The sequence below is a fragment of the Kitasatospora sp. NPDC051702 genome, assembly GCF_040681575.1.
Taxonomy (GTDB): Bacteria; Actinomycetota; Actinomycetes; order Streptomycetales; family Streptomycetaceae; genus Kitasatospora.
Genome location: NZ_JBFAZB010000003.1, coordinates 217,274 through 240,913 on the forward strand (window position 1 = coordinate 217,274; position 23,640 = coordinate 240,913).

The window sequence follows — 23,640 nt, forward strand, 5'->3', positions numbered from 1 at the left end:
TCGCCGTGCTCGTGGTGGTGCTGCTGGCGGCGGGGCTGCTCGGGCTGCTGGCGCTGAACACGGCGCTCAACGAGGGCTCCTTCGAGCTGTCCCGGCTGCAGAAGCAGACCACCGTGGCGACCGACGAGCAGCAAGGCCTCCAGCACCAGATCGACCAGAGCTCGGCGCCGGACGCGCTGGCGAAGCGGGCCGCCGAGATGGGCATGGTCCCGGCCGGCGGGATGGCCTTCCTGGACGTCCCGAACGGCGGCAAGGTGATCGGCACGCCCGGACCGGCGCAGGACAGCCCGCCGGTGAAGCGGTCGACGGTCGAGCCGTGGCCGGTGAAGCAGCAGCCTCCGGCGGCCGGCCAGCCGAGCGCTCCGGCGCCCGCCCCGTCGGCCCCGGCCGCGCCCTCCGCGCCGCCGAGCCCGGCCGCGACGGCCGGCGACTCCGTCGTCCAGATCAACCCGGCCTCCCCGGTCGCGCCCGCTCCGCAGCCGAGCGGGGGTGCCGGCCGATGAGCACGCCACGTCAGCCCTCCGGCGGCTCGGGCTCCGGCAACGGCCGCCGCCCGGCGCCCAAGGGCGCCGCGCCCCGCGCGGGTGCGCCGCGCGGCCAGTCCGGCGCCAAGGCCCAGCCCGCCAAGGGGCAGCCGGCCAAGGGGCAGCCGAAGGCCCAGCCCGCCAAGCCGCAGCCCGCCAAACCGCAGTCCGGCCGCGGGCAGTCCGCCGCCAAGGCCCAGCCCGCCCGGTCGCAGCAGCCCGGCCGCAGTCCGTCCGCCAAGGCGCAGCCCGCCGGGGCCGGCGCCGCCCGCACCCCGCGGGCGCCGCAGCAGCGCCGCCCCGAGGGCCGACCGCCGGCCCGCAGCCAGGCCGCCGTCCGCCCGCGCCGCCCGCTGCAGCGCCCCAGGGCGCTCCGGCTGGCCGAGCCCAAGCGCCGCCTGCGAGTGATCACCGTGGCGATGTCGCTGGTGTTCTCGGTGTTCGCCGGGCGCCTGGTGCAGCTCCAGCTGCTGGACGCCGACGCGCTGGCCGCGGACGCCAACACCAACCGCTACCTCAACATCCCGATCACCGCCGAGCGCGGCTCGATAACGTCCTCCGACGGCGTCGCCCTGGCCACCACCGTCGACGCGTACGACATCACCGCCGACCCGGCGATGTTCACCCCGGAGGCGACCGGCATCCCCGACGCCCCGGAGCAGGCGGCGGCGCTGCTGTCGCCGATCATCGGCGTGCCCAAGGACCGGATCGCCGCGGACCTGCACACCCCCAAGACCCGCTACAAGCGGCTCGCCGCCCAGCAGACCCCGGCCGCCAAGAACCAGATCAGCGACCTCAAGGCGGGCCTGGAGAAGCAGGCCGGTTCGCGCACCTGCCAGGCCCAGAAGCGGCTCCTGGGCAAGCCCGCCGACCAGGGCGGCCGCACCCGGGTCGACAACGAGTGCGCCAACCCGCTGGCCGGCGTGTTCAACCGGGAGACCCAGAAGCGGGTCTACCCGGCCGACGGCCTGGCCGCCAACCTGGTCGGCTTCGTCAACGGCGAGGGCGAGGGCGCGGGCGGCCTGGAGCTGCAGTACCAGAAGCAGCTGGCGGGCAAGGACGGGCACAGCAGCTACGCCCAGTCCGGCGGCCGGCTGGTGCCCACCGCGGGCGGGTCGAGGGACCCGGCCGTCCCCGGCAACGACATCAAGCTCACCATCAACCGGGACGTCCAGTGGGCCGCCCAGCGGGCGATCACCGACCAGGTGGCCAACTCGGGGGCGGAGAAGGGCTACGTCGTCGTCCAGGACGTCAAGACCGGCCAGGTCCTCGCCATGGCCACCGCCCCCGGCATCAACCCGAACGACCTCAGCACCGCCAAGCAGTCGCAGCTGGGCAACCCGGCGCTGGTCGACGCCTACGAGCCGGGCAGCACCGCCAAGGTGATGAGCCTGGCCGCCGTGCTGGACACCGGCAAGGCCAACTGGGACACCAAGGTCACCGTGCCCAACCGGCTGGTCCGGGCCGGGCAGCAGTTCAAGGACGACGTCCCTCACGACCCCTGGTACCTGACGCTGGCCGGGGTGCTCGCCAAGTCCTCCAACATCGGCACCATCGAGGCGATCGAGACGCTCGGCGCCGACCAGCTGGAGTCCAACAAGGTCCTGGACTCCTACATGCGCAAGTTCGGCGTCGGCCGGCCGACCGGGCTGAACTTCCCGGGGGAGGCCTCCGGGATGCTGAAGAAGCCGGAGGACCTGGTCGCCTCGGAGAAGTACAACATCTCGTTCGGCCAGGGCCCGCTGCAGATGAACGCGCTGCAGGCGACCTCGGTCTACTCGACCATCGCCAACGGTGGCGTCCGGGTCGCGCCGAGCATCGTCCAGGGCGTCACCAGCCCGGACGGCCGGTACACCCCGACCCCGCCGGGCGAGCAGACCCGGGTGGTCGGCGAGCAGACCGCGAAGACCCTCACCTCGATGCTGGAGTCGGTCGTCGACGACGAGCAGGGCACCGGCGGCAAGGCGGCCATCCCCGGCTACCGGGTCGCCGGCAAGACCGGCACCGCCGACCGGGGCGCCGCCAACGGCGTCGGCTACGACGGCTACACCTCCTCCTTCATCGGGTTCGCCCCCGCCGACGCACCCCGGGTGACCGTCTCCTGCACCCTGCAGGGCCCGGTCAACGGCCACTTCGGCGGCCAGCTCTGCGGCCCGGTGTTCAAGCAGGTGATGGAGTTCACCCTGAAGACCCTGCAGGTCCCGCCGAGCGGCAGCCAGGCGCCGAACCTGCCCGTCGAGTGGAAGCCGTGAGCGAGGATGAGCAACGAACGGGCCGGCCTGGACGACGGCGCGGCGAAGGCCCGGTTTGGCCCTGGGCACCCTTCGGCGGATAGCCTTCCCGCCGTGCCGAAACCCGATCAAATCACCGTGAGTCCGCCGCGCCCGGCCGGGACCGCCGCCCTGCCGCTCGCCGAGCTGGCCCGCCAGCTGGGCCTCGACCCCGTCGAGGGGGGTGCCGTCAGCGGCGTCACCCACGACTCCCGCGCGGTGCGCCCGGGCGACGTGTACGTGGCCTTCCCCGGCGCCAACCACCACGGCGCGGCCTTCGCGGCGCAGGCCGCGGCGGCGGGTGCGGTGGCGCTGCTCACCGACCCGGCCGGCGCCGAGCTGGCGGCCGGCACCGGTCTGCCGCTGCTCGTCGTCGACCGGCCGCGGGCCCGGATGGGCGAACTGGCGGCCGCCGTCTACGGCCGTCCGTCCGAGCGGCTGCTGATGATCGGGCTGACCGGCACCAACGGCAAGACCACCACCTCCTACCTGGTCGAGGGCGGTCTGCGCGGCGCCGGGCGGGCCCCCGGGGTGATCGGCACCGTCGAGATGCGGGTCGGCAGCGAGCGGATCAAGAGCGAGCGCACCACCCCCGAGGCCACCGACCTGCACGCGATCCTCGCCGTGATGGCCGAGCGCGGCGCCGACGCGGTGACCATGGAGGTCTCCAGCCACGCCCTGGTCTACGGCCGCACCGACGGGGTGGCGTACGACGTCTCCCTGTTCAACAACCTCACGCCCGAACACCTCGACTTCCACCCGGACATGGAGGACTACTTCCAGGCGAAGGCCCGGCTCTTCCAGCCCGGCAAGTCCCGCCACGGCGTGGTCAACCTGGACGACGAGTACGGGCGCCGGCTGGCCGCCGAGGCCGAGATCCCGGTGACCACCTTCTCCGCGAACGGTGCCGTCGAGGCCGACTGGCGGGCCGTGGACGTCCAGCTGGGCCCGGTGAGCTCCACCTTCCGGCTGCTCGGCCCGGACGGCGCCGAGGCCGACGCCGTCGCGCCGCTGCCCGGCCCCTTCAACGTCGCCAACACGGTGGCCGCGATCACCCTGCTGGTCGCCGCCGGGCTGCCGCTGGAACAGGCCGTCGCCGGCGTCGCCGCCGTCCCCGGCGTGCCGGGCCGGCTGGAGCGGGTGGACGCCGGACAGCCCTTCGTCGCGGTGGTCGACTACGCGCACAAGCCGGACGCCCTGCGGGCCGTCCTCGGCTCGCTGCGCGAGGTCACCAAGGGCCGGCTGCACGTCGTCGTGGGCTGCGGCGGCGACCGCGACCCGCACAAGCGCGGGCCGATGGGCGCCATCGCCGCCCGGCTCGCCGACACCGCCCTGCTGACCAGTGACAACCCGCGCAGCGAGGACCCGCTGGCGATCCTCGCCACCATGCTCGACGGCGCCGCCGCGGTGCCGGAGGCGGAGCGCGGGGCCGTCCTGGTCGTCCCGGACCGGGCGGAGGCGATCCGGCTCGCCGTCGCGCGCGCCCGCGCCGGGGACACCGTGCTGGTGGCCGGCAAGGGCCACGAGCTCGGCCAGTACGTACGAGACGAGATCCGCCCCTTCGACGACCGGGAGGTGCTGCGCGAGTCCGTCACGCAGGCCACGGCCGCCCGGGGCGACCGAGGAGTAGAGCAGCAGTGATCGCACTGACCCTCGCCGAGGTGGCCGCCGCAGTCGGGGGAACCCTGGACGGCGCCGACCCCGACACCCTGGTGACCGGCCCGGTCGAGGTCGACTCGCGGAAGGTGCGCCCCGGCGGCCTGTTCGCGGCCTTCGTCGGCGAGCACGTGGACGGCCACGACTACGCGGCGACCGCCGTCGCGGCCGGCGCCGTCGCGGTGCTGGCCTCCCGCCCGGTCGGCGTCCCCGCCGTCATGGTCGACAGCGTGGTGGACGCCCTCGGCAAGCTGGCCCGCGCCGTCGTCGCCCGCGCCGAGGCCACCGCCGTGGTCGCGCTGACCGGCTCGGCCGGCAAGACCAGCACCAAGGACCTGATCGCCCAGCTGCTCCAGCGCCTGGGCGAGACCGTCTACCCGCCCGGCTCGCTGAACAACGAGATCGGCCACCCGATGACCGCGCTGCGGGTCGAGGCCGGCACCCGGCACCTGGTCATGGAGATGGGCGCCCGGCACAAGGGCGACATCCAGTACCTCACCACGATCACCCCGCCCCGGATCGGCCTGGTGCTGAACGTCGGCACCGCGCACGTCGGCGAGTTCGGCTCCCAGGAGGCGATCGCCGAGGCCAAGGGCGAGCTCGTCGAGGCGCTGCCCGCCGAGGGCACCGCGATCCTCAACGCGGACGACCGGCTGGTGCGCGCGATGACGTCCCGTACCAGGGCGAAGGTGGTCCTGTTCGGCGAATCACCGGACGCCCACGTCCGGGCCACGGACGTTCGCCTGGACGCCACCGGCCGGCCATCGTTCACGCTCACCACCCCGGCCGGTTCCGCGCCCGTGCAGCTGCGCCTGTACGGTGAGCACCACGTCTCGAACGCCCTCGCCGCCGCCGCGGTGGCGGTGGAGCTCGGGATGTCCGTCGACGACACCGCGACAGCCCTGGGCGAGGCGGGTGCGCTGTCCCGCTGGCGCATGGAGGTCGTCGACCGGGCCGATGGTGTCACCGTCGTCAACGACGCCTACAACGCGAACCCCGACTCGATGCGGGCCGCGCTGCGGGCGCTGGTCTCGATGGGGGGCCGCGGTCCGGAGCGCCGTCGCACCTGGGCGGTGCTCGGCGAGATGCGGGAGCTCGGCGAGGACAGCCTGGCCGAGCACGACGCCATCGGGCGGCTCGCGGTCCGGCTCGACGTCACCAAGCTGGTGGCGGTCGGCGGACGCGAGGCGGCCTGCATGGAACTCGGCGCGAGGAACGAAGGTTCGTGGGGTGAGGAGTCGGTGCTGGTGTCCGACGCGGACGCGGCGGTCGAGCTGCTGCGCAGTCAGCTGCTCCCGGGGGATGTGGTCCTGGTGAAGGCGTCCCGTTCGGTGGGACTGGAGAAGGTGGCCGAGGCCCTCCTCGCGGACGGTGTGGCCGAGTAATGAAGCAGATCCTCTTCTCCGGCATGATCGGTCTGATCCTGTCGCTGCTCGGTACCCCCGCCCTGATCAAGCTGCTCGCCAAGCACGGCTACGGCCAGTACATCCGCGACGACGGCCCGAAGGCGCACCACAGCAAGAAGGGCACGCCCACCATGGGCGGCATCGCCTTCATCCTGGCGACCCTGATCGCGTACTTCGCGACCAAGGCGATAACGGGCGAGAGCCCCACCGTCTCCGGGCTGCTGGTGCTCTTCCTGACGGCCGGGCTCGGCCTGGTCGGCTTCCTGGACGACTACATCAAGGTGGTCAAGCGCCGCTCGCTCGGTCTGCGGGCCAAGGCGAAGCTGGCCGGCCAGTCGATCGTCGGCCTCGGGTTCGCCGTGCTGGCGCTGCAGTTCCAGGACGACCGCGGGCTGGCCCCGGCCTCCCAGCACCTGTCCTTCGTGCGGGACTACGGCTGGTCCATCGGCCCGGTGCTGTTCGTCATCTTCGCGTACTTCATGATCGCCGCGATGTCGAACGGCGTGAACCTGACGGACGGTCTGGACGGCCTGGCCACCGGTGCGTCGGTGATGGTCTTCGGCGCCTACACCTTCATCGGCATCTGGGAGTACACCCAGAGCTGCGCCTACTCCATCACCGCCACCGCCAACTGCTACGACGTCCGCGACCCGCTGGACCTCGCCGTCGTCGCCGCCGCCCTGATGGGCTCCTGCTTCGGCTTCCTGTGGTGGAACACCTCGCCCGCCAAGATCTTCATGGGCGACACCGGCTCGCTCGCCCTCGGCGGCGCCCTGGCCGGTCTGGCGATCTGCTCGCGCACCGAGCTGCTGGTCGCGCTGCTCGGCGGCCTCTACGTGATCATCACCCTGTCGGTGATCATCCAGGTCGGCTCCTTCCGGATGACCGGCAAGCGCGTCTTCAAGATGGCCCCGTTGCAGCACCACTTCGAACTCAAGGGCTGGACCGAGGTCCTGATCGTGGTCCGGTTCTGGATCATCCAGGGCCTCTGCGTGGCCGTCGGCCTCGGCCTCTTCTACGCGGGATGGGTGACCGGATGACCGACCCCGGGCTGACGGACCCCGACTTCACCGACCTGCCCGTCGTCGTCGCCGGCCTCGGCGTCTCCGGCATCAGCGCCGCGCGGGTGCTGCGCGGCCTCGGCGCCGCGGTCACCGTGGTGGACGGCGGCAGCGGCCCGGGCCTGGTCGCCCGGGCCGCCGAACTGGAGGCGCTGGGCGCCGCGGTGCGCCTCGGCGACGGCGACAGCCTGCCCGAGGGCACCCGGCTGATCGTCACCTCGCCCGGCTGGGCCCCGGACAGCCCGCTGTTCGCCGCCGCCGACGCCGCCGGTGTCCCGGTCTGGGGCGACGTCGAGCTGGCCTGGCGGCTGCGCCGCCCGCTGCCCGGCACCGGAGAGCCGGCCCCCTGGCTGGCCGTCACCGGCACCAACGGCAAGACCACCACCGTCCAGATGCTCGCCTCGATCCTCACGGCCGCCGGCCGGCGCACCGCCGCCGTCGGCAACGTCGGGGTCTCGGTGCTGGACGCGGTGCTCGCCGAGGAGCCGTACGACGTGCTCGCCGTCGAGCTCTCCAGCTACCAGCTGCACTGGGCGCCCTCGCTGCGCCCGTACTCGGCGGCCGTGCTCAACCTGGCCCCCGACCACCTCGACTGGCACGGCTCGATGGAGGCCTACGCCGCCGACAAGGGCCGGATCTACGAGGGCAACGTCGTCGCCTGCGTGTACAACCTGGCCGACCCGGCCACCGAGGCGCTGGTCCGCGAGGCCGACGTCGAGGAGGGCTGCCGGGCGGTCGGCTTCGGCCTCGGTGCCCCCGGCCTGTCCAACCTCGGCGTGGTCGACGGCCTGCTGGTGGACCGCGCGTTCGTGGCCGACCGGGCCAAGAGCGCGGCCGAGCTCGGCTCCGTCGAGGACGTCAACCCGCCGGCCCCGCACAACATCGCCAACGCGCTCGCCGCGGCGGCGCTGGCCCGGGCCTACGGCGTCGAGCCGAAGGCCGTCCGGGAGGGCCTGCGGGCCTTCCGCCCGGACGCGCACCGGATCGCCGAGGTCGGGGTGGTCCGCGAGGTCGCCTACATCGACGACTCCAAGGCCACCAACACCCACGCCGCCGCCGCCTCGCTGGCCGCCTACCGGCCGATCGTCTGGATCGCCGGCGGCCTGGCCAAGGGCGCGACCTTCGACGACCTCGTCCAGGGCGCGGCCGAGCGGCTGCGGGGGGCCGTCCTGATCGGCCAGGACCGCGCGCTGATCAGGGAGGCGCTGGAGCGACACGCTCCGGATGTCCCGGTGATCGAGGCGGCCGAGGGCCAGACTGGCGCGGTGGCGATGGCCGAAGTGGTCCGTGCGGCCGCGTCGCTCGCCCGATCGGGTGACACGGTGCTGCTGGCGCCGGCCTGCGCCTCGATGGACATGTTCACCAACTACGGCGAGCGCGGCGACCTCTTCGCGGCGGCCGTCCGGGAGCTGGCGGACACCGGCGAGTGAGCCTCGGGACCGCGCCGACGACCGTCGGCGCCGGATCGGAGCGGCCCGCGGGCGGACGAGCCGCGTACAGGGAGAACGGGTAGGGGCGTGGTGGCGGGGCAGGGCAGAGCGGATTCCGGCGTTTCGGAGCAGGGTGCCGCCGAGCCGTGGCGAGTGATCTCCGCCACCACGACCAAGTACAAGTCGGCCGGGCCGCTGGCCCGGGTCCGGGCCTTCCGGGACCGGCTGCGGTACTGGCTGGACCGCCCGCTCACGCCCTACCTGCTGGTCGTCGGCACCACGCTGCTGCTGGTCGTCCTCGGCCTGATGATGGTCTTCTCGGCCTCGCAGATCCTCGCGCTGGGCCAGCACCACTCGGCCCAGTACTACTTCCTCAAACAGCTGGTCGCGGCCACCCTGGGGCTGGTCCTGCTGATCGGCTTCGCCTCCGTGCCGCTGGCCGTGCTGCGGGTGATCGTCTACCCGGTGATGTTCGGGGTGATCGGCGCGCTCACACTGGTCGCCGTGCCCGGCATCGGGGTGCGGATCAACGGCAACCAGAACTGGCTGGACTTCGGGTTCTTCCAGTTCCAGCCCTCCGAGTTCGCCAAGCTCGCACTGGTGCTCTGGGGCGCCGACCTGCTCGCCCGCAAGCAGAAGGCCGGCACCCTGACCTCCTGGAAGCACCTGCTCGTCCCGCTGGTGCCGGGGGCCCTGCTGCTGCTCGCGCTGATCATGTTCGGCGGCGACATGGGCACCTCGATGATCCTGGTGGCGATGCTGTTCGCGCTGCTCTGGATGGTCGGGGCGCCGCTGCGGCTGTTCGTGGCCACCCTCGGGGTGGCGGTCGTGGTCTGCACCGCGCTGGTGGTGACCGTCCCGCACCGCGCCGAGCGGCTGAGCTGCATCGGCGTCACCAAGCTCGACCCGGAGGGGGCCTGCTTCCAGGCCCTGCACGGCGTCTTCGCGTTCGCGAACGGCGGCGGCTTCGGCACCGGGCTGGGCGCCGGCGTCGAGAAGTGGGGCCAGCTGCCCGAGGCGCACACCGACTTCATCTTCGCCGCGACCGGCGAGGAACTGGGCCTGGTGGGGACGCTGTCGGTGATCGGCCTCTTCGCGGCACTAGGCTACGCGGGTATCCGTGTGGCCATCGGTACGAGGGACCCCTTCGTCAGGTACGCCGCGGGAGCCGCCACCACCTGGATCATGGCGCAGGCCATGATCAACCTGGGGTCGGCGCTGGGACTGCTGCCCATCGCGGGCGTCCCGCTCCCGCTGTTCTCCTACGGCGGTTCCGCCATGCTGTCGGCCATGTCCGCGATCGGAGTGCTGCTGTGCCTGGCGCGCAGCACCTCCGGCGCGAAGGCGGCGCTGGCCGCCCGGAGCAAGAACTCCCGGATCAGGAAGCGACTGGCCCGGGTGCTGCCACGACGACGAACCACAGCGCGCCCGGCCCCGGTGCCGGCACGCAGGGAGCGGTGAATTTCGGTGCATGTCGTACTCGCCGGCGGGGGGACCGCCGGTCACATCGAGCCGGCCATGGCCCTCGCGGACGCCCTCCGCAGGCACGACCCGTCGATCGGGATCACCGCCCTGGGAACGGAGCGCGGTCTGGAGACCCGGCTGGTGCCCGAGCGCGGCTACCAGCTGGAGCTCATCCCGGCCGTCCCGCTGCCCCGCAAGCCCACCCCGGAGCTGATCACCGTCCCGGGCCGGCTGCGCGGGACGGTGCGGGCCGCCCAGGAGATCATCGAGCGGGTCAAGGCGGACGCCGTGGTCGGCTTCGGCGGCTACGTCGCGATGCCCGCCTACCTGGCCGCCAAGCGGGCCGGGGTGCCGATCGTGGTGCACGAGGCGAACGCCCGTCCGGGTCTGGCCAACAAGATCGGCGCCCGCTACAGCGACTTCGTGGCGGTGTCCACGCCGGACAGCAAGCTGCGCGACTCCCGGTACATCGGCATCCCGCTGCGCCGGACCATCGCCACCCTGGACCGCGGCGCCGCCCGTCCGGAGGCCCGGCACTACTTCGGCCTCGACCAGCGGCTGCCCACCCTGCTGGTGTCCGGCGGCTCCCAGGGCGCGCGCCGGCTGAACGAGACGGTCACCGCGATCGCCCCGCGGCTGCAGCAGTACGGCGTGCAGATCCTGCACGCGGTCGGCCCGAAGAACGAGCTGCCGCAGGTGGAGGACATCCCCGGGATGCCGCCGTACCGCGCGGTGCCGTACGTCGACCGGATGGACCTCGCCTACGCGGCCGCCGACCTGATGCTCTGCCGGGCCGGCGCCATGACGGTGGCCGAGCTGGCGGCCGTCGGGCTGCCCGCCGCGTTCGTCCCGCTGCCGATCGGCAACGGCGAGCAGCGGCTGAACGCCCAGCCGATGGTCAAGGCCGGCGGCGGCCTGCTGGTGGACGACGCCGAGCTGACCCCGGACTGGGTGCTGCAGAACGTGCTGCCGGTGCTCACCGACCCGCAGCGGCTGTGGGACATGAGCCGGGCCGCCGCCGAGTTCGGCCGCCGGGACGCCGACGACCTGCTGGTCGGCATGGTCTACGAGGCGATCGAGGCCTCCCGCGGCGGCCGCCGCCGTGGCTGACGGCCGGCTCGCCGACCCGCTGGAGGACGAGCTGGAGGACGAGGAGTCCGCTCCCCGCCTCCGGCTCTCCCGGCGGGGCGTCGTGGTGCTGAGCGTGCTCGGTGCCGCGGTGCTCGGCGTGCTGGCCTGGGTGGTCTTCCTCTCCTCGGTGCTGGACGTGCGCGAGGTCGCCGTGCAGGGGGCGAAGGACGACAAGCTGACGGCGGACCAGGTCCGCGAGGCGATCGGCCGGGTCGGCGACGGCCCGCTGGCCCGGGTGGACCTGGACGCCGTGCAGCACCGGGTGGAGGCGATCCCGCGGGTGGCCAAGGCCGAGGTCTGGCGTGGCTGGCCGCACACCCTCCAGGTGAAGGTCGTCCAGCGCACTCCGGTGGCCGCCGTCAAGGGGGACGACGGCCGGTTCACCCAGGTGGACGCCGCCGGCGTGAGCTTCGCCACCGAGTCGGCCCCGCCGGCCGGGGTCCCGGTGGTGGAACTGCGGCTCAGTCAGCAGGCGAAGGACTCGGACGGGGTCATCTCCCGCGCGCAGCTGGTGCAGGGCGCGGTCTCGGTGGCGGCCGGTCTGCCGCCCGAGGTGGCCAAGCGGGCCGGGGCGGTTCTCGTGCATTCCTACGACGACATCCAGCTGCAGCTCAGCGGGGGTGTGACGGTGCGCTGGGGGAGTCCGGAACAGATCGATCGAAAGGCCCGGGTCCTGGTGGCGTTGATGGGTCAGAAGGGCACGAACTTTGACGTGAGTGCGCCGGAGGCGCCGGCGGTGTCGGGATGATCCGGTAGGTTCTGTGCCTGAGGGAGGGGTTGACGCCTCGAAGTGTCGGCCCGACCCTTGGTGGTCACCCCGGTTTCCTTAGCCGGCCGATGATCACATAGGCTCAAAAGAAAAAGGGAAGCTCGGCGTGTTCGTTGAAACGCGTGCCCGGAGCCACCTAGTGTCCTGTGTCACCAGACTGTGCCCCCTGGTGATGTGACGGAGGCACAGGACTAACCCTAAAGGTCAAGTTTAGGGTTGGGGTCGGCGGTCGGCATTTCGGACATTCAGTCAGAAACCAGGCTCCCTACCCATCGACATCCGTCGGAACGGCCCCGTCGGGCCGGGCCGACCCGGAAATTCGAGGCGAGAGGCCTTCGACGTGGCAGCACCGCAGAACTACCTCGCAGTCATCAAGGTCGTCGGAATCGGCGGCGGTGGTGTCAACGCCATCAACCGGATGATCGAGGTCGGTCTCAAGGGCGTCGAGTTCATCGCGATCAACACCGATGCGCAGGCCCTCCTGATGAGCGACGCCGACGTCAAGCTCGATGTGGGCCGTGAACTCACCCGGGGCCTCGGCGCCGGCGCCAACCCCGAGGTCGGCCGCAAGGCGGCCGAGGACCACCGCGAGGAGATCGAGGAGGTCCTCAAGGGGGCCGACATGGTCTTCGTCACCGCGGGCGAGGGTGGTGGCACGGGCACGGGCGGCGCGCCCGTCGTCGCCAACATCGCCCGTTCGCTCGGCGCCCTGACCATCGGCGTGGTCACCCGCCCCTTCACCTTCGAGGGCCGGCGCCGTGCCAACCAGGCCGAGGACGGCATCGCGAGCCTGCGCGAGGAGGTCGACACCCTCATCGTGATCCCGAACGACCGGCTGCTGTCGATCTCGGACCGCCAGGTCAGCGTGCTCGACGCGTTCCGCTCGGCCGACCAGGTCCTGCTCTCCGGTGTCCAGGGCATCACCGACCTGATCACCACCCCCGGTCTGATCAACCTCGACTTCGCGGACGTCAAGTCCGTCATGTCGGACGCCGGTTCGGCGCTCATGGGCATCGGCTCGGCCCGCGGTGAGGACCGCGCCAAGGCGGCCGCCGTGATGGCGATCTCCTCGCCGCTGCTGGAGGCCTCGATCGACGGCGCCCGCGGCGTGCTGCTGTCCATCTCGGGCGGCTCCGACCTCGGTCTGTTCGAGATCAACGAGTCGGCCCAGCTGGTCAGCGAGGCCGCCCACCCCGAGGCCAACATCATCTTCGGTGCGGTCATCGACGACGCGCTCGGCGACGAGGTGCGCGTCACCGTCATCGCGGCCGGCTTCGACGGCGGGCAGCCGCCGGCGATCGTCCGCGACCCGGTGGTCAAGTCCACCCCGGCCGCCGCGACCACCCCGTCCGCCGCCCCGGAGCGCCCGGCCGCCCGGCCGTCCTACGGGAGCATCGGTTCGGTGACCTCCCGCTCGGAGGGCGAGGCCCCGGCCGCCCCGCGCGCCGCGGAGGCCCCGGCCACCGCCACCGCCGCCCCGGTGCCCCCGCAGGTGCAGCCGGCCCGCCAGCCGTACGTGGAGAGCCCGGCGGAGGAGCTCGACGTCCCGGACTTCCTTAAGTGATCGATCACGCGGTACGCGCGGGTGCTCACTTCGCCTTCACCGACCGGTGGGGCGGGGTGAGCACTTCGCCGTACGGGGAGCTCAACCTCGGCGGCGCGGTGGGCGACGACCCGGCGGCCGTCCGCGAGAACCGGGCGATAGCCGCCCGGGAGCTCGGACTGGACCCGGCCGACGTGGTGTGGATGAACCAGGTGCACGGCGCGGACGTCGCCGTGGTGACAGAGCGCCAGCCACTCGGGGAGGCCCCGACGGTCGACGCGGTGGTCACCGACCGGCCGCTCGCGCTCGCCGTGCTGACCGCCGACTGCACCCCGGTGCTGCTGGCCGACCCGGTGGCGGGGGTGGTGGGCGCGGCCCACGCCGGCCGCCCGGGCCTGGCGGCCGGGGTGGTGCCCGCGGTGGTGCGGGCGATGGTCGAACTGGGGGCCGAGCCGGGCCGGATCGCCGCCGCGACCGGCCCCGCGGTCTGCGGCCGCTGCTACGAGGTGCCGGCCGCGCTGCGGGCCGAGGTCGCCGCGGCGGTGCCCGCCGCGTTCGCCGAGACCTCCTGGGGGACGCCGGCACTGGACGTGCCGGAGGGGGTCGCGGCCCAGCTGGCCGCGGCCGGGGTCACGGGACCGGTGCGGTCACCGGTCTGCACCCTGGAGTCCGCCGATCACTACTCCTACCGCCGCGAGCAGCGCACCGGCCGGCTCGCGAGCTACGTCTGGTTGGGCCCTGATCACTGATGACGAACGACATCTACGGACCGTTCCCGGGGAGCGCGGACTTCCTGGACGCGCTGACGGAGGGCCAGCGGGCCCGGTACGAGGAGCTGGGGACCAACCTCGACGTGGTGGAGCGGCGGATCGCCGACGCCTGCGCGGCCGCCGGACGGCCGCGCGACGAGGTCACCCTGATCGTCGTGACCAAGACCTACCCCGCCGAGGACAGCGCGCTGCTGGCCGGCCTGGGGGTGACCGACGTCGCGGAGAACCGCGACCAGGACGCCGCACCCAAGGCAGTGCAGTGCAGAAACCTTCCTCTTGACTGGCACTTCGTCGGACAGCTGCAGACCAACAAGGTCCGCTCGGTCGTCGGCTACGCCAACCACGTGCACTCGGTGGACCGGCTGCGGCTCGTGGAGTCGCTCTCGGCCGCGGTGCTGAAGGCGGAGCGCCCCGAACTCGGCTGTCTGGTGCAGGTGGCCCTGGACAAGGAGCACGGCGAGGGCGGGCACCGGGCCGGGGTCGCCCCGGAGGACGTCGCGGAGCTCACCGACGCGATCGCCGACACGCCCGGGCTCCGGCTGGACGGTGTGATGACCGTCGCCCCGCTGGCCGGACCGTTGGCCGGGGACCCGGCCCGGGCCTTCGCGCGGCTGGCGGAAATCGCAACCGCCGTACGGACGGACCATCCTGCTGCCACCATGGTCTCCGCAGGGATGAGCGGTGACCTCGAGCAGGCGATTGCCGCCGGGGCGACACATGTGCGCGTCGGAACGGCGGTACTCGGAGTGAGGTCACCCCTCAGGTAACGTCACCGGGTAGTAGATCAGACTGCAGGACAAAATAGGACAGAATCTAGCAGCTCCCCGGAGCGCTAGCGAACCGTGGATCGCAGCTCCGCGGCCCCCACCCCACGAACTCTGAGCGGCCGTCGGCCTGACGCGCCGTCGTGGGTGGACCGCGGAATCCGCGGGCAGGGCCGTAACGGCCTGGCCGCCGGGACGGAGTCGGTCCGCACGGAGCGAGCGACCACCGGAAGGTGCGCGTTTCGCGAAGCAGCCACCGGGCGCCTGCGCGGTGGCCATGAGCGGAGGAGACAGGAGCATGGCCGGCGCAATGCGCAAGATGGCGGTCTACCTCGGCCTCGTGGAGGACGAGACGTACGACGGCCAGGGGTACGACCCCGACGACGACTACGACGCGGACCCCGAGCCGATTCGCACGGGACAGCGGACCGAGGACATTCCCCGGCCGGCCCCCGCGCCCGCCCCGGTCTCCTCGATCACCCCGCAGCCGGTGCCGGCGGCGGTCCCGATCCGGCAGGAGACCCCGAGGATGGCACCAGTGTCGTCCATCACACCCGAACGCCGCCACAACCTGGAGAAGAGCGCCCCGGTGATCATGCCCAAGGTAGTGAACGAACGAGAGCCCTACCGCATCACCACGCTGCACCCCCGGACCTACAACGAGGCCCGTACCATCGGGGAACAGTTCCGCGGCGGGACCCCTGTGATCATGAATCTCACCGAGATGGACGACACGGACGCCAAGCGGCTCGTAGACTTCGCCGCTGGACTCGTCTTCGGTCTGCACGGCAGTATCGAGCGCGTGACACAGAAGGTGTTCCTGCTGTCGCCTGCTAACGTCGATGTCACGGCGGAGGACAAGGCTCGGATCGCCGAGGGTGGGTTCTTCAACCAGAGCTGACCCGGCCACGACTTTACGTGTGGATCCGATCAACAGTGGGTTAGCGACAGGCGACGAGCGGCAGGCCCCAGGGCCGGACCGGGGAGAGGGAAAACGCGATGGACATCGTGTGGGCGGTGCTCTACTACGCCCTGACCGTCTTCCTGGTGTTCCTGCTTGCACGGCTGGTCATGGACTGGGTCTTCCAGTTCGCGCGTTCGTGGCGGCCGGGCAAGGCCATGGTCCTGGTCCTGGAGGCCACGTACACTGTCACGGATCCGCCGCTCAAGCTTCTTCGGCGGTTCATCCCGCCGTTGCGTTTCGGGGGCGTGGCGCTCGACCTGTCCTTCTTCGTACTGATGATCATTGTGTATGTCCTGATCTCGCTTGTGCGGCCCTAGTCGTAGGTGAGCGATGCGACAGGATGCCGGTGTGCCGACGATCACGTTGAGGTGAAGAGATGCCATTGACCCCCGAGGACGTTCGGAACAAGCAGTTCACGACCGTCCGCCTGCGCGAAGGCTATGACGAGGACGAGGTCGATGCCTTCCTCGACGAGGTCGAGGCGGAGCTGACCCGCCTGCTCCGCGAGAACGAGGACCTGCGCGCCAAGCTGGCGGCCGCCACCCGTGCCGCCGCCCAGAACCAGGCCAACATGCGGAAGGAGCCGCCGCAGGACAGCCGTCCCGGCGCCCCCGTCCCGGCCGCCATATCCGGCCCGCCGGTCCCCGGCCAGCAGGGCCCGGGCGGCCCGCAGCAGATGGGCGGCCCCGGTGGCCCCCAGCAGCAGCAGATGGGCGGCCCGCAGCAGCAGATGGGCAACCAGCCCCTCGGCCTGCCCTCCGGTGCCCCGCAGCTCCCCGCCGGCCCCCAGCAGATGGGCGGCCCGCAGCAGCAGATGAACCAGACCATGGGCGGCCAGCAGCAGCTGGTCCAGCCGATGGGCGGTCAGATGCTGCAGCCCATGGGCGGCCCCGGTGGCCCGCAGCAGATGGGCAACCCGATGGGCCAGGGCATAGGCCAGCAGCAGATGCAGCCGATGGGCGGCCCCATGGGCGGCCCGCCGCAGCAGATGGGCGGCCCGATGGGCGGCCCCATGCAGCAGCAGGGCCCCGGTGGCGACAGCGCCGCCCGCGTCCTGGCGCTCGCTCAGCAGACCGCCGACCAGGCGATCTCCGAGGCCCGCTCCGAGGCCAACAAGATCGTCGGCGAGGCGCGCAGCCGGGCCGAGGGCCTGGAGCGCGACGCCCGTGCCAAGGCCGACGCCCTGGAGCGGGACGCGCAGGAGAAGCACCGCGTCGCGATGGGCTCCCTGGAGTCCGCCCGCGCCACGCTGGAGCGCAAGGTCGAGGACCTGCGGGCCTTCGAGCGCGAGTACCGCACGCGTCTGAAGTCGTACCTGGAGACCCAGCTGCGCCAGCTGGAGTCGCAGGCCGACGACTCGCTCGCCCCGCCGCGGATCCCCGCCACCGCGTCGCTGCCGCCGGCGGCCTCGTCGATGGCTCCGGCCGGTGCCGGTTCGATGGGCGGCGCGCCGTCCTTCGGCGGCAACCAGCCGTCCTTCGGTGGCAGCACGCCGTCGTTCGGCGGTCAGAGCTCCTTCGGCGGCAACGCCCCGGCGCCGAGCTTCGGTGTGCCGGCCCCCGGTGGCAACACCGGTGCGCCGCAGATGCAGCCGGCCGGGATGACCCAGCCGATGGCCGCGGTCCGTCCGCAGCCGCCGCAGCCGATGCAGCAGGCCCCGGCGCCGATGCGCGGCTTCCTCATCGACGAGGACGGCGACAACTGAGGTCCTAGCCCGACCTTCCGGAGCGCCCCCCGCCCGACCCCCAGGGTCGGGCGGGGGGCGCTCCCGTCGTTCGAGGGGGCGGCCGGACGGAAACGGCGGAGCCGCCGCCACCCCGGGGAGGGGTGACGGCGGCTCCGGGTGTCGGTCAGGCCTTGCGGAGCTGGAAGGCGAGGCCGAGGGAGTCGTCGGAGAAGGTCTCGGAGTCCCAGTCCGCCGCGCCCGCGGCGAAGTCGGTGGCGAGGACCTCCTCGGCGACCAGGGGGCCGTGCTCGGCGATGGCCTCGGCGGTCTCCTCGGCGGTCGCCCGCCAGCGCAGGACGATGCGGTCGGCGACGTCCAGGCCGGAGTTCTTCCGGGCCTCCTGGATCTGGCGGATGGCGTCGCGGGCGATGCCGAGCCGCTTGAGCTCCGGGGTGATCGCCAGGTCGAGCGCGACGGTGGCACCGGACTCGTTGGCGACGGCCCAGCCCTCGCGCGGGGTCTCGGTGATGATCACCTCGTCCGGGGAGAGCGTGACCGTCTCGCCGTCCAGCTCGACCGAGGTCTCGCCGTCGGCACGCAGCTCGGCGGCCAGGCGGGCGGCGTCGGTGGCGGCGACCGCCTTGGCGACGTCCTGCACGCCCTTGCCGAAGCGCTTGCCCAGCGCACGGAAGTTGGCCTTGGCGCTGGTGTCGACCAGCGAGCCCCCCACCTCCGCCAGGGACTCCAGGGCGGAGACGTTGAGCTCCTCGGCGATCTGCGCGCGCAGGTCGGCGGGCAGCTCGTCCCAGCCCTGGGCGGCGACCAGCGCGCGGGACAGCGGCTGGCGGGTCTTGACGCCCGACTCGGCGCGGGTCGCCCGGCCGAGCTCGACCAGGCGGCGGACCAGCGCCATGTGGCGGGAGAGGTCGGCGTCGACGAGCGACTCGTCGGCCACCGGCCAGGCGGACAGGTGCACCGAGGCCGGGGCGTCCGGGACGACCGGGACGACCAGGTCCTGCCAGACCTGCTCGGTGATGAACGGGGTCAGCGGCGCCATCAGGCGGGTGACCGTCTCCAGCGCCTCGTGCAGGGTCGCGAGCGCGGCGGCGTCGCCCTGCCAGAAGCGGCGGCGGCCGCGGCGGACGTACCAGTTGGACAGGTCGTCGACGAAGCCGGAGAGCAGCTTGCCGGCGCGCTGGGTGTCGTACGCCTCGAAGGCCGCGTCGACCTCGCGGACCAGGGTGTTGAGCTCGGAGAGCACCCAGCGGTCCAGCTGCGGGCGGTCGGCCGGGGCCGGGTCGGCGGCGGAGGGGGACCAGCCGGCGGTGCGCGCGTACAGGGCCTGGAAGGCGACGGTGTTCCAGTAGGTGAGGAGGGTCTTGCGGACCACCTCCTGGATGGTGCCGTGGCCGACCCGGCGGGCCGACCAGGGCGAGCCGCCGGCCGCCATGAACCAGCGGACGGCGTCGGCGCCGTGCTGGTCCATCAGCGGGATCGGCTGCAGGATGTTGCCCAGGTGCTTGGACATCTTGCGGCCGTCCTCGGCCAGGATGTGGCCCAGGCAGACGACGTTCTCGTAGCTGTTCCTGTCGAACACCAGGGTGCCGACGGCCATCAGCGTGTAGAACCAGCCGCGGGTCTGGTCGATCGCCTCGGAGATGAACTGCGCCGGGTAGCGCTTCTCGAACAGCTCCTTGTTCTCGTACGGGTAGCCGTACTGGGCGAAGGGCATCGAGCCCGAGTCGTACCAGGCGTCGATGACCTCGGGCACCCGGGTGGAGGTGCCGCCGCACTCGCGGCAGCCGAAGGTCACGTCGTCGATGTACGGGCGGTGCGGGTCGAGGGCGCTCTGGTCGGTGCCGGTGAGCTCGGAGAGCTCGGCCAGCGAGCCGACGCAGGTGAGGTGGCCCTCCTCGCAGCGCCAGATCGGCAGCGGGGTGCCCCAGTAGCGGTTGCGGCTGAGCGCCCAGTCGATGTTGTTGTTCAGCCAGTCGCCGAAGCGGCCGTGCTTGACCGTCCCGGGGAACCAGTTGGTGGCCTCGTTCTCGCGGATCAGCGCGTCCTTGACGGCGGTGGTCCGGATGTACCAGGACGGCTGCGCATAGTAGAGCAGCGCGGTGTGGCAGCGCCAGCAGTGCGGGTAGCTGTGCTCGTACGGCAGGTGGCGGAAGAGCAGGCCGCGCTCCTGGAGGTCCGCGACCAGGGCCTCGTCGGCCTTCTTGAAGAACTGGCCGCCGACCAGCGGGACCTCGGGGGCGAAGGTGCCGTCGGCCAGCACCGGGTTGACCACCGGCAGGCCGTACCTGCGGCAGGTCGCGAGGTCGTCCGCGCCGAAGGCGGGCGACTGGTGGACGATGCCGGTGCCGTCCTCGGTGGTGACGTAGTCGGCGTTGAGGACGTAGTGCGCGTCCTCGATCTCGACCAGGTCGAAGGGGCGGCGGTAGGCCCAGCGCTCCATCTCGGCACCGGTGAAGGACTCGCCGGTGGTCTCCCACCCCTCGCCGAGTGCCTTGGCGAGCAGCGGCTCGGCGACGACGAGCTGTTCCGTCCCGTCGGTGGCCACCACGTAGGTGACCTCCGGGTGGACGGCGGCGGCGGTGTTGGAGACCAGGGTCCACGGGGTGGTGGTCCACACCAGCAGGGCGGCCCGGCCGGCCAGCGGTCCGCCGGTCAGCGGGAAGCGGACGAAGACCGAGGGGTCGACCACGGTCTCGTAGCCCTGGGCCAGCTCGTGGTCGGACAGGCCGGTGCCGCAGCGCGGGCACCAGGGGGCGACCCGGTGGTCCTGGACCAGCAGGCCCTTGTCGAAGATCTGCTTGAGCGACCACCAGACGGACTGGACGTACGACGGGTCCATCGTGCGGTAGGCCTCGTCGAGGTCGACCCAGTACCCCATGCGGGTGGTCAGCTCGGCGAAGGCGTCGGTGTGGCGGGTCACCGACTCGCGGCACTTGGCGTTGAACTCGGCGATGCCGTACGCCTCGATGTCCTGCTTGCCGGAGAAGCCGAGCTCCTTCTCGACGGCGAGCTCGACCGGGAGGCCGTGGCAGTCCCAGCCGGCCTTGCGGGCGACGTGGTAGCCCTTCATCGTCCGGTAGCGGGGGAAGACGTCCTTGAAGACGCGGGCCTCGATGTGGTGGGCGCCGGGCATGCCGTTCGCGGTCGGCGGGCCCTCGTAGAAGACCCACTCGGGGCGGCCCTCGGACTGCTCCAGGCTGCGCTGGAAGACCTTGTCGTCCTGCCAGAAGGACAGGATCCGGTGCTCGAGGGCAGGCAGGTCGACCTGTGCGGGGACGGGGTTATAGGTGCTCATCGCTGGCGTCTACCTCCGGCGGATGCGTGGGCTGGATCCTCCGGAGGGACGAGACGGCGTGCCGTCCCGCGGTACCACCCTCCTTGGCCGCGATGGTGACTGCGGCCCTCTTGTTTGGGCTTGCTGCCGGGTCTACCGGGCCGCCGGGGGCGGCCGTTCTTCCGGCGGCTCCGGGGTGATCTTCCCGCCGTGCACACCCCCGGGCTCGCACCGTCCCCGGGTCGCTGGTGGCTGCGTACGTCGGTACTCGTCCCATCTGCGCCTTGCACGGCCAGTGTATCGGCCGGGCGAACCCGTTTGTCCAAACCGTTTCCCGGGGGCCCGTCCGGGGGGGGGGTGGGAAGGGGCGGTTAGGCGGGGGTGATCTGGGCACAAGTCTGGTCAGCGCGCGGGGCGTGGCGGCTGGGGCGGCTGCCTGGGTGGGATCATCGTGAGGCGTCGGTATGTCATGTTGTGACCGGTTTTGATCGGGATTATCGTTCCGGCACTGGAGGCCGCCGGGAACCGGCGGCTCGATTCGTTCGTAGATGGGGTCGAAGCCATGGCTGAGAAGGCAACCGGCGCGGGTACCGCCACCAAGCGGGCACGCAAGGCCGTGGCGGCCGATCCAGGGGAGGGGACCGTGACCACTACCGCACGGCAGAACAGCAGCACCGACACCGTCACCGTGACGCGCGGCGCGGAGTCCGTCGACCCGGCCACGTTGCCGATCCGGCCCGGCGAGGACCCGTGGACCACCGGCGAGGTGCACGAGCTGCACACCGAGCTCATCAGCGAACTGGACCGCCTGCGCAACGAGATCGACGCCGCCGAGGCGGCCATCTCCGGCCTGATGCGCGACTCCAACGACGGAGCCGGCGACGACCAGGTGGACGCCGGTACGAAGAACATCTCCCGGGAGAGCGAGCTCGCGCTGGCCAACAACGCCCGGGACAGCCTCGCCCAGACCGAGCGCGCCCTGGCCCGGCTGGAGGGCGTCGGCTTCGGCACCTGCGAGTCCTGCGGCAAGGCGATCGGCAAGGCCCGGATGCAGGCCTTCCCCCGGGCGACGCTCTGCGTGCAGTGCAAGGCCAAGCAGGAACGCCGCTGAACCGACCGACCGGCGCGACGCGGGGGGTCGGGCTTGCCGTACGCTCGACCCCGTAACGTCGCCCGACCCCTGCAGCGCATCCGGCCCGGATGCGCCGGGCCCGGCGACCAGGGCCCACCCTCCCCCGCTCCGGACGGGGGAGCTCCATCGGCAGCGGAGCGGATCATCAGTACGCAAGGTTCCCCCCAGACCCGGGACGACGCCGTCCCGACCCCCGCCGAAGCCGTGGAGGTGGCCGTGGCCGAGCCCACCGAGCCCACCGAGCCCACCGAGGCGCCCGCTCCGGTCGCGGCGGAGGCGCCGAAGGGCCCCCGGCGGATCGGCGTGCTGCTGGTCGTCGCCCTGCTCGCCTTCCTGATCGACTTCGGCAGCAAGCTGCTGGTGGTGGCCCGGCTGGAGAACCACTCGGCGATCAAGGTGATCGGCGACGTCGTCACCTTCCAGGTCATCCGCAACTCCGGCGCCGCCTTCGGCATGGGCCAGGCGCTGACCGTCGTCTTCACGATGATCGCCTCGGCCGTCATCGTGGTGATCTGGCGGATCGCCCGCCGGCTGTACAGCCTGCCCTGGGCGATCGCGCTCGGGCTGCTGCTCGGCGGTGCCCTGGGCAACCTCACCGACCGGCTGTTCCGCGCGCCGGGCGTCTTCCGCGGGCACGTCGTCGACTTCATCTCCGTCCAGCACTTCGCGGTGTTCAACCTCGCCGACTCGGCGATCGTCTGCGGCGGCATCCTCGTGGTGCTGCTCTCCTTCCGGGGCAGCAACCCGGACGGCACCGTCCACCAGCAGAGCGCCAAGGGCGAGTAGCGGGCCCTCCCGCCAGGGGCGGGCGGAGCTCGGCGGACGGGGGCGGCCCGGGTTTCCGGCATACTCGTACGGGTGAGTACCGCAGCGCAGATCCGCAGCCTCCCCGTACCCGACGGCCTGGAGGGCGAGCGCCTCGACGCCGCCCTCGCCCGGATGTTCGGCTTCTCCCGGACGAAGGCCGCCGAGCTGGCCGCCGACGGCAAGGTGACGCTCGACGGCGCCGTGGCCGGCAAGTCGGACCGGGTGACCGCCGGCTCCTGGCTGGAGGTCGAGATCCCCGCCCCCGCCGCCCCGGTGCAGATCGTCGCCGAGCCCGTCGAGGGCATGCGGATCGTCCACGACGACGAGGACATCGTGCTCGTCGACAAGCCGGTCGGCGTCGCCGCGCACCCCAGCCCCGGCTGGACCGGCACCACCGTCATCGGCGGTCTGGCCGCCGCCGGCTACCGGATCTCCACCTCCGGCGCGGCCGAGCGCCAAGGCATCGTGCACCGGCTCGACGTCGGCACCTCGGGCCTGATGGTGGTCGCCAAGTCCGAGCGCGCGTACACCGACCTCAAGCGGCAGTTCCACGACCGGATCACCGAGAAGCGCTACCACACGCTCGTCCAGGGGCACCCGGACCCGATGAGCGGCACCGTGGACGCGCCGATCGGGCGCCACCCCAGCTCCGACTGGAAGTGGGCCGTCACCCGCGACGGCAAGGCCTCCATCACCCACTACGACCTCATCGAGGCGTACCGCGCGGCCTCGCTGCTCGACATCAAGCTGGAGACCGGCCGCACCCACCAGATCCGGGTGCACATGTCCGCGCTGCGCCACCCCTGCGTGGGCGACCTGACCTACGGCGCCGACCCGACGCTCGCCAAGCGCCTCGGGCTGACCCGGCAGTGGCTGCACGCCGTCTCGCTCGGCTTCGAGCACCCGGCGGACGGGCAGTGGGTCGAGTTCAAGAGCGAGTACCCGGCCGACCTGCGGAAGGCGCTCGACATCATCTCGGCGGAGAGCTGAC

General features: G+C 72.5%; 19 protein-coding genes. 18 read left to right on the top strand and 1 reads right to left on the bottom strand.

Going from position 1 to position 23,640, the window contains the following annotated elements:
* The first annotated feature begins 5 nt into the window (after positions 1–5).
* From AB0N04_RS04500 to AB0N04_RS04570, 15 genes are all read left to right on the top strand, one after another.
* A complete protein-coding gene (locus AB0N04_RS04500; protein WP_360207355.1) occupies positions 6–503 on the top strand; it encodes a hypothetical protein in 498 nt (165 codons plus the stop codon).
* Positions 500–2,776 carry a penicillin-binding transpeptidase domain-containing protein gene (locus tag AB0N04_RS04505; protein ID WP_360207353.1) on the top strand — a complete coding sequence of 759 codons (2,277 nt, stop codon included), beginning with the start codon at positions 500–502 and terminating at the stop codon, positions 2,774–2,776. Before AB0N04_RS04500 ends, AB0N04_RS04505 begins: the two co-directional genes overlap by 4 nt.
* A 93-nt stretch (positions 2,777–2,869) precedes the next feature.
* Positions 2,870–4,435, top strand: a complete 1,566-nt coding sequence (locus tag AB0N04_RS04510) for a UDP-N-acetylmuramoyl-L-alanyl-D-glutamate--2,6-diaminopimelate ligase (RefSeq protein ID WP_360207350.1) — start codon at positions 2,870–2,872, stop codon at positions 4,433–4,435.
* On the top strand, positions 4,432–5,835 hold the full coding sequence (gene murF / locus AB0N04_RS04515) for a UDP-N-acetylmuramoyl-tripeptide--D-alanyl-D-alanine ligase (RefSeq protein ID WP_360207347.1): 1,404 nt from the start codon (positions 4,432–4,434) through the stop codon (positions 5,833–5,835). Before AB0N04_RS04510 ends, murF begins: the two co-directional genes overlap by 4 nt.
* Complete coding sequence (gene mraY, locus AB0N04_RS04520) at positions 5,835–6,896, top strand: phospho-N-acetylmuramoyl-pentapeptide-transferase (protein WP_360207344.1); 1,062 nt, start codon at positions 5,835–5,837, stop codon at positions 6,894–6,896. The genes murF and mraY overlap by 1 nt, the downstream gene beginning before the upstream one ends.
* Entirely contained in the window at positions 6,893–8,347 is a 1,455-nt protein-coding gene (gene murD, locus AB0N04_RS04525) for a UDP-N-acetylmuramoyl-L-alanine--D-glutamate ligase (RefSeq protein ID WP_360207341.1), read from the top strand. Before mraY ends, murD begins: the two co-directional genes overlap by 4 nt.
* 195 nt (positions 8,348–8,542) lie before the next feature.
* Entirely contained in the window at positions 8,543–9,808 is a 1,266-nt protein-coding gene (gene ftsW / locus AB0N04_RS04530; protein ID WP_360207674.1) for a putative lipid II flippase FtsW, read from the top strand.
* 6 nt (positions 9,809–9,814) lie between these two features.
* Positions 9,815–10,921 carry an undecaprenyldiphospho-muramoylpentapeptide beta-N-acetylglucosaminyltransferase gene (murG, locus tag AB0N04_RS04535; RefSeq protein ID WP_360207338.1) on the top strand — a complete coding sequence of 369 codons (1,107 nt, stop codon included), beginning with the start codon at positions 9,815–9,817 and terminating at the stop codon, positions 10,919–10,921.
* Positions 10,914–11,690 carry an FtsQ-type POTRA domain-containing protein gene (locus AB0N04_RS04540; protein ID WP_360207336.1) on the top strand — a complete coding sequence of 259 codons (777 nt, stop codon included), beginning with the start codon at positions 10,914–10,916 and terminating at the stop codon, positions 11,688–11,690. Before murG ends, AB0N04_RS04540 begins: the two co-directional genes overlap by 8 nt.
* A 361-nt stretch (positions 11,691–12,051) precedes the next feature.
* Positions 12,052–13,275, top strand: a complete 1,224-nt coding sequence (ftsZ, locus tag AB0N04_RS04545) for a cell division protein FtsZ (protein ID WP_360207333.1) — start codon at positions 12,052–12,054, stop codon at positions 13,273–13,275.
* Positions 13,272–14,003: a peptidoglycan editing factor PgeF gene (gene pgeF, locus AB0N04_RS04550; protein WP_360207331.1), complete on the top strand. Its 732-nt coding sequence runs from the start codon at positions 13,272–13,274 to the stop codon at positions 14,001–14,003. Before ftsZ ends, pgeF begins: the two co-directional genes overlap by 4 nt.
* Entirely contained in the window at positions 14,003–14,791 is a 789-nt protein-coding gene (locus tag AB0N04_RS04555) for a YggS family pyridoxal phosphate-dependent enzyme (RefSeq protein ID WP_360207328.1), read from the top strand. Before pgeF ends, AB0N04_RS04555 begins: the two co-directional genes overlap by 1 nt.
* 295 nt (positions 14,792–15,086) lie before the next feature.
* On the top strand, positions 15,087–15,689 hold the full coding sequence (sepF, locus tag AB0N04_RS04560) for a cell division protein SepF (RefSeq protein WP_360207325.1): 603 nt from the start codon (positions 15,087–15,089) through the stop codon (positions 15,687–15,689).
* Positions 15,690–15,787: 98 nt separating this feature from the next.
* On the top strand, positions 15,788–16,069 hold the full coding sequence (locus tag AB0N04_RS04565; protein WP_360207322.1) for a YggT family protein: 282 nt from the start codon (positions 15,788–15,790) through the stop codon (positions 16,067–16,069).
* 59 nt (positions 16,070–16,128) lie between these two features.
* A complete protein-coding gene (locus AB0N04_RS04570) occupies positions 16,129–17,457 on the top strand; it encodes a DivIVA domain-containing protein (RefSeq protein WP_360207320.1) in 1,329 nt (442 codons plus the stop codon).
* Positions 17,458–17,602: 145 nt separating this feature from the next.
* On the opposite strand, the gene ileS is transcribed toward AB0N04_RS04570, so the two are convergent.
* Positions 17,603–20,731, bottom strand: a complete 3,129-nt coding sequence (gene ileS / locus AB0N04_RS04575) for an isoleucine--tRNA ligase (RefSeq protein WP_360207317.1) — start codon at positions 20,729–20,731, stop codon at positions 17,603–17,605.
* Between the two features lie 622 nt (positions 20,732–21,353).
* Between ileS and AB0N04_RS04580 the strand changes: the two genes are divergently transcribed.
* From AB0N04_RS04580 to AB0N04_RS04590, 3 genes are all read left to right on the top strand, one after another.
* The gene (locus AB0N04_RS04580; protein WP_360207314.1) at positions 21,354–21,821 is read left to right on the top strand and encodes a TraR/DksA family transcriptional regulator; all 468 of its coding nucleotides are present in this window, start codon (positions 21,354–21,356) and stop codon (positions 21,819–21,821) included.
* Between the two features lie 237 nt (positions 21,822–22,058).
* Positions 22,059–22,628: a signal peptidase II gene (gene lspA, locus AB0N04_RS04585; RefSeq protein WP_360207311.1), complete on the top strand. Its 570-nt coding sequence runs from the start codon at positions 22,059–22,061 to the stop codon at positions 22,626–22,628.
* 72 nt (positions 22,629–22,700) lie between these two features.
* The gene (locus tag AB0N04_RS04590) at positions 22,701–23,639 is read left to right on the top strand and encodes an RluA family pseudouridine synthase (protein ID WP_360207309.1); all 939 of its coding nucleotides are present in this window, start codon (positions 22,701–22,703) and stop codon (positions 23,637–23,639) included.
* Position 23,640: the final 1 nt, after the last annotated feature.

Bases quoted from the DNA above. Each gene is read 5' to 3' on its own strand.
- AB0N04_RS04505 (WP_360207353.1), top strand. From the start codon at position 500: ATGAGCACGCCACGTCAGCCCTCCGGCGGCTCGGGCTCCGGCAACGGC.
- mraY (WP_360207344.1), top strand. From the start codon at position 5,835: ATGAAGCAGATCCTCTTCTCCGGCATGATCGGTCTGATCCTGTCGCTG.
- murD (WP_360207341.1), top strand. From the start codon at position 6,893: ATGACCGACCCCGGGCTGACGGACCCCGACTTCACCGACCTGCCCGTC.
- AB0N04_RS04555 (WP_360207328.1), top strand. From the start codon at position 14,003: ATGACGAACGACATCTACGGACCGTTCCCGGGGAGCGCGGACTTCCTG.
- sepF (WP_360207325.1), top strand. From the start codon at position 15,087: ATGGCCGGCGCAATGCGCAAGATGGCGGTCTACCTCGGCCTCGTGGAG.
- AB0N04_RS04565 (WP_360207322.1), top strand. From the start codon at position 15,788: ATGGACATCGTGTGGGCGGTGCTCTACTACGCCCTGACCGTCTTCCTG.
- AB0N04_RS04570 (WP_360207320.1), top strand. From the start codon at position 16,129: ATGCCATTGACCCCCGAGGACGTTCGGAACAAGCAGTTCACGACCGTC.
- ileS (WP_360207317.1), bottom strand. From the start codon at position 20,731: ATGAGCACCTATAACCCCGTCCCCGCACAGGTCGACCTGCCTGCCCTC.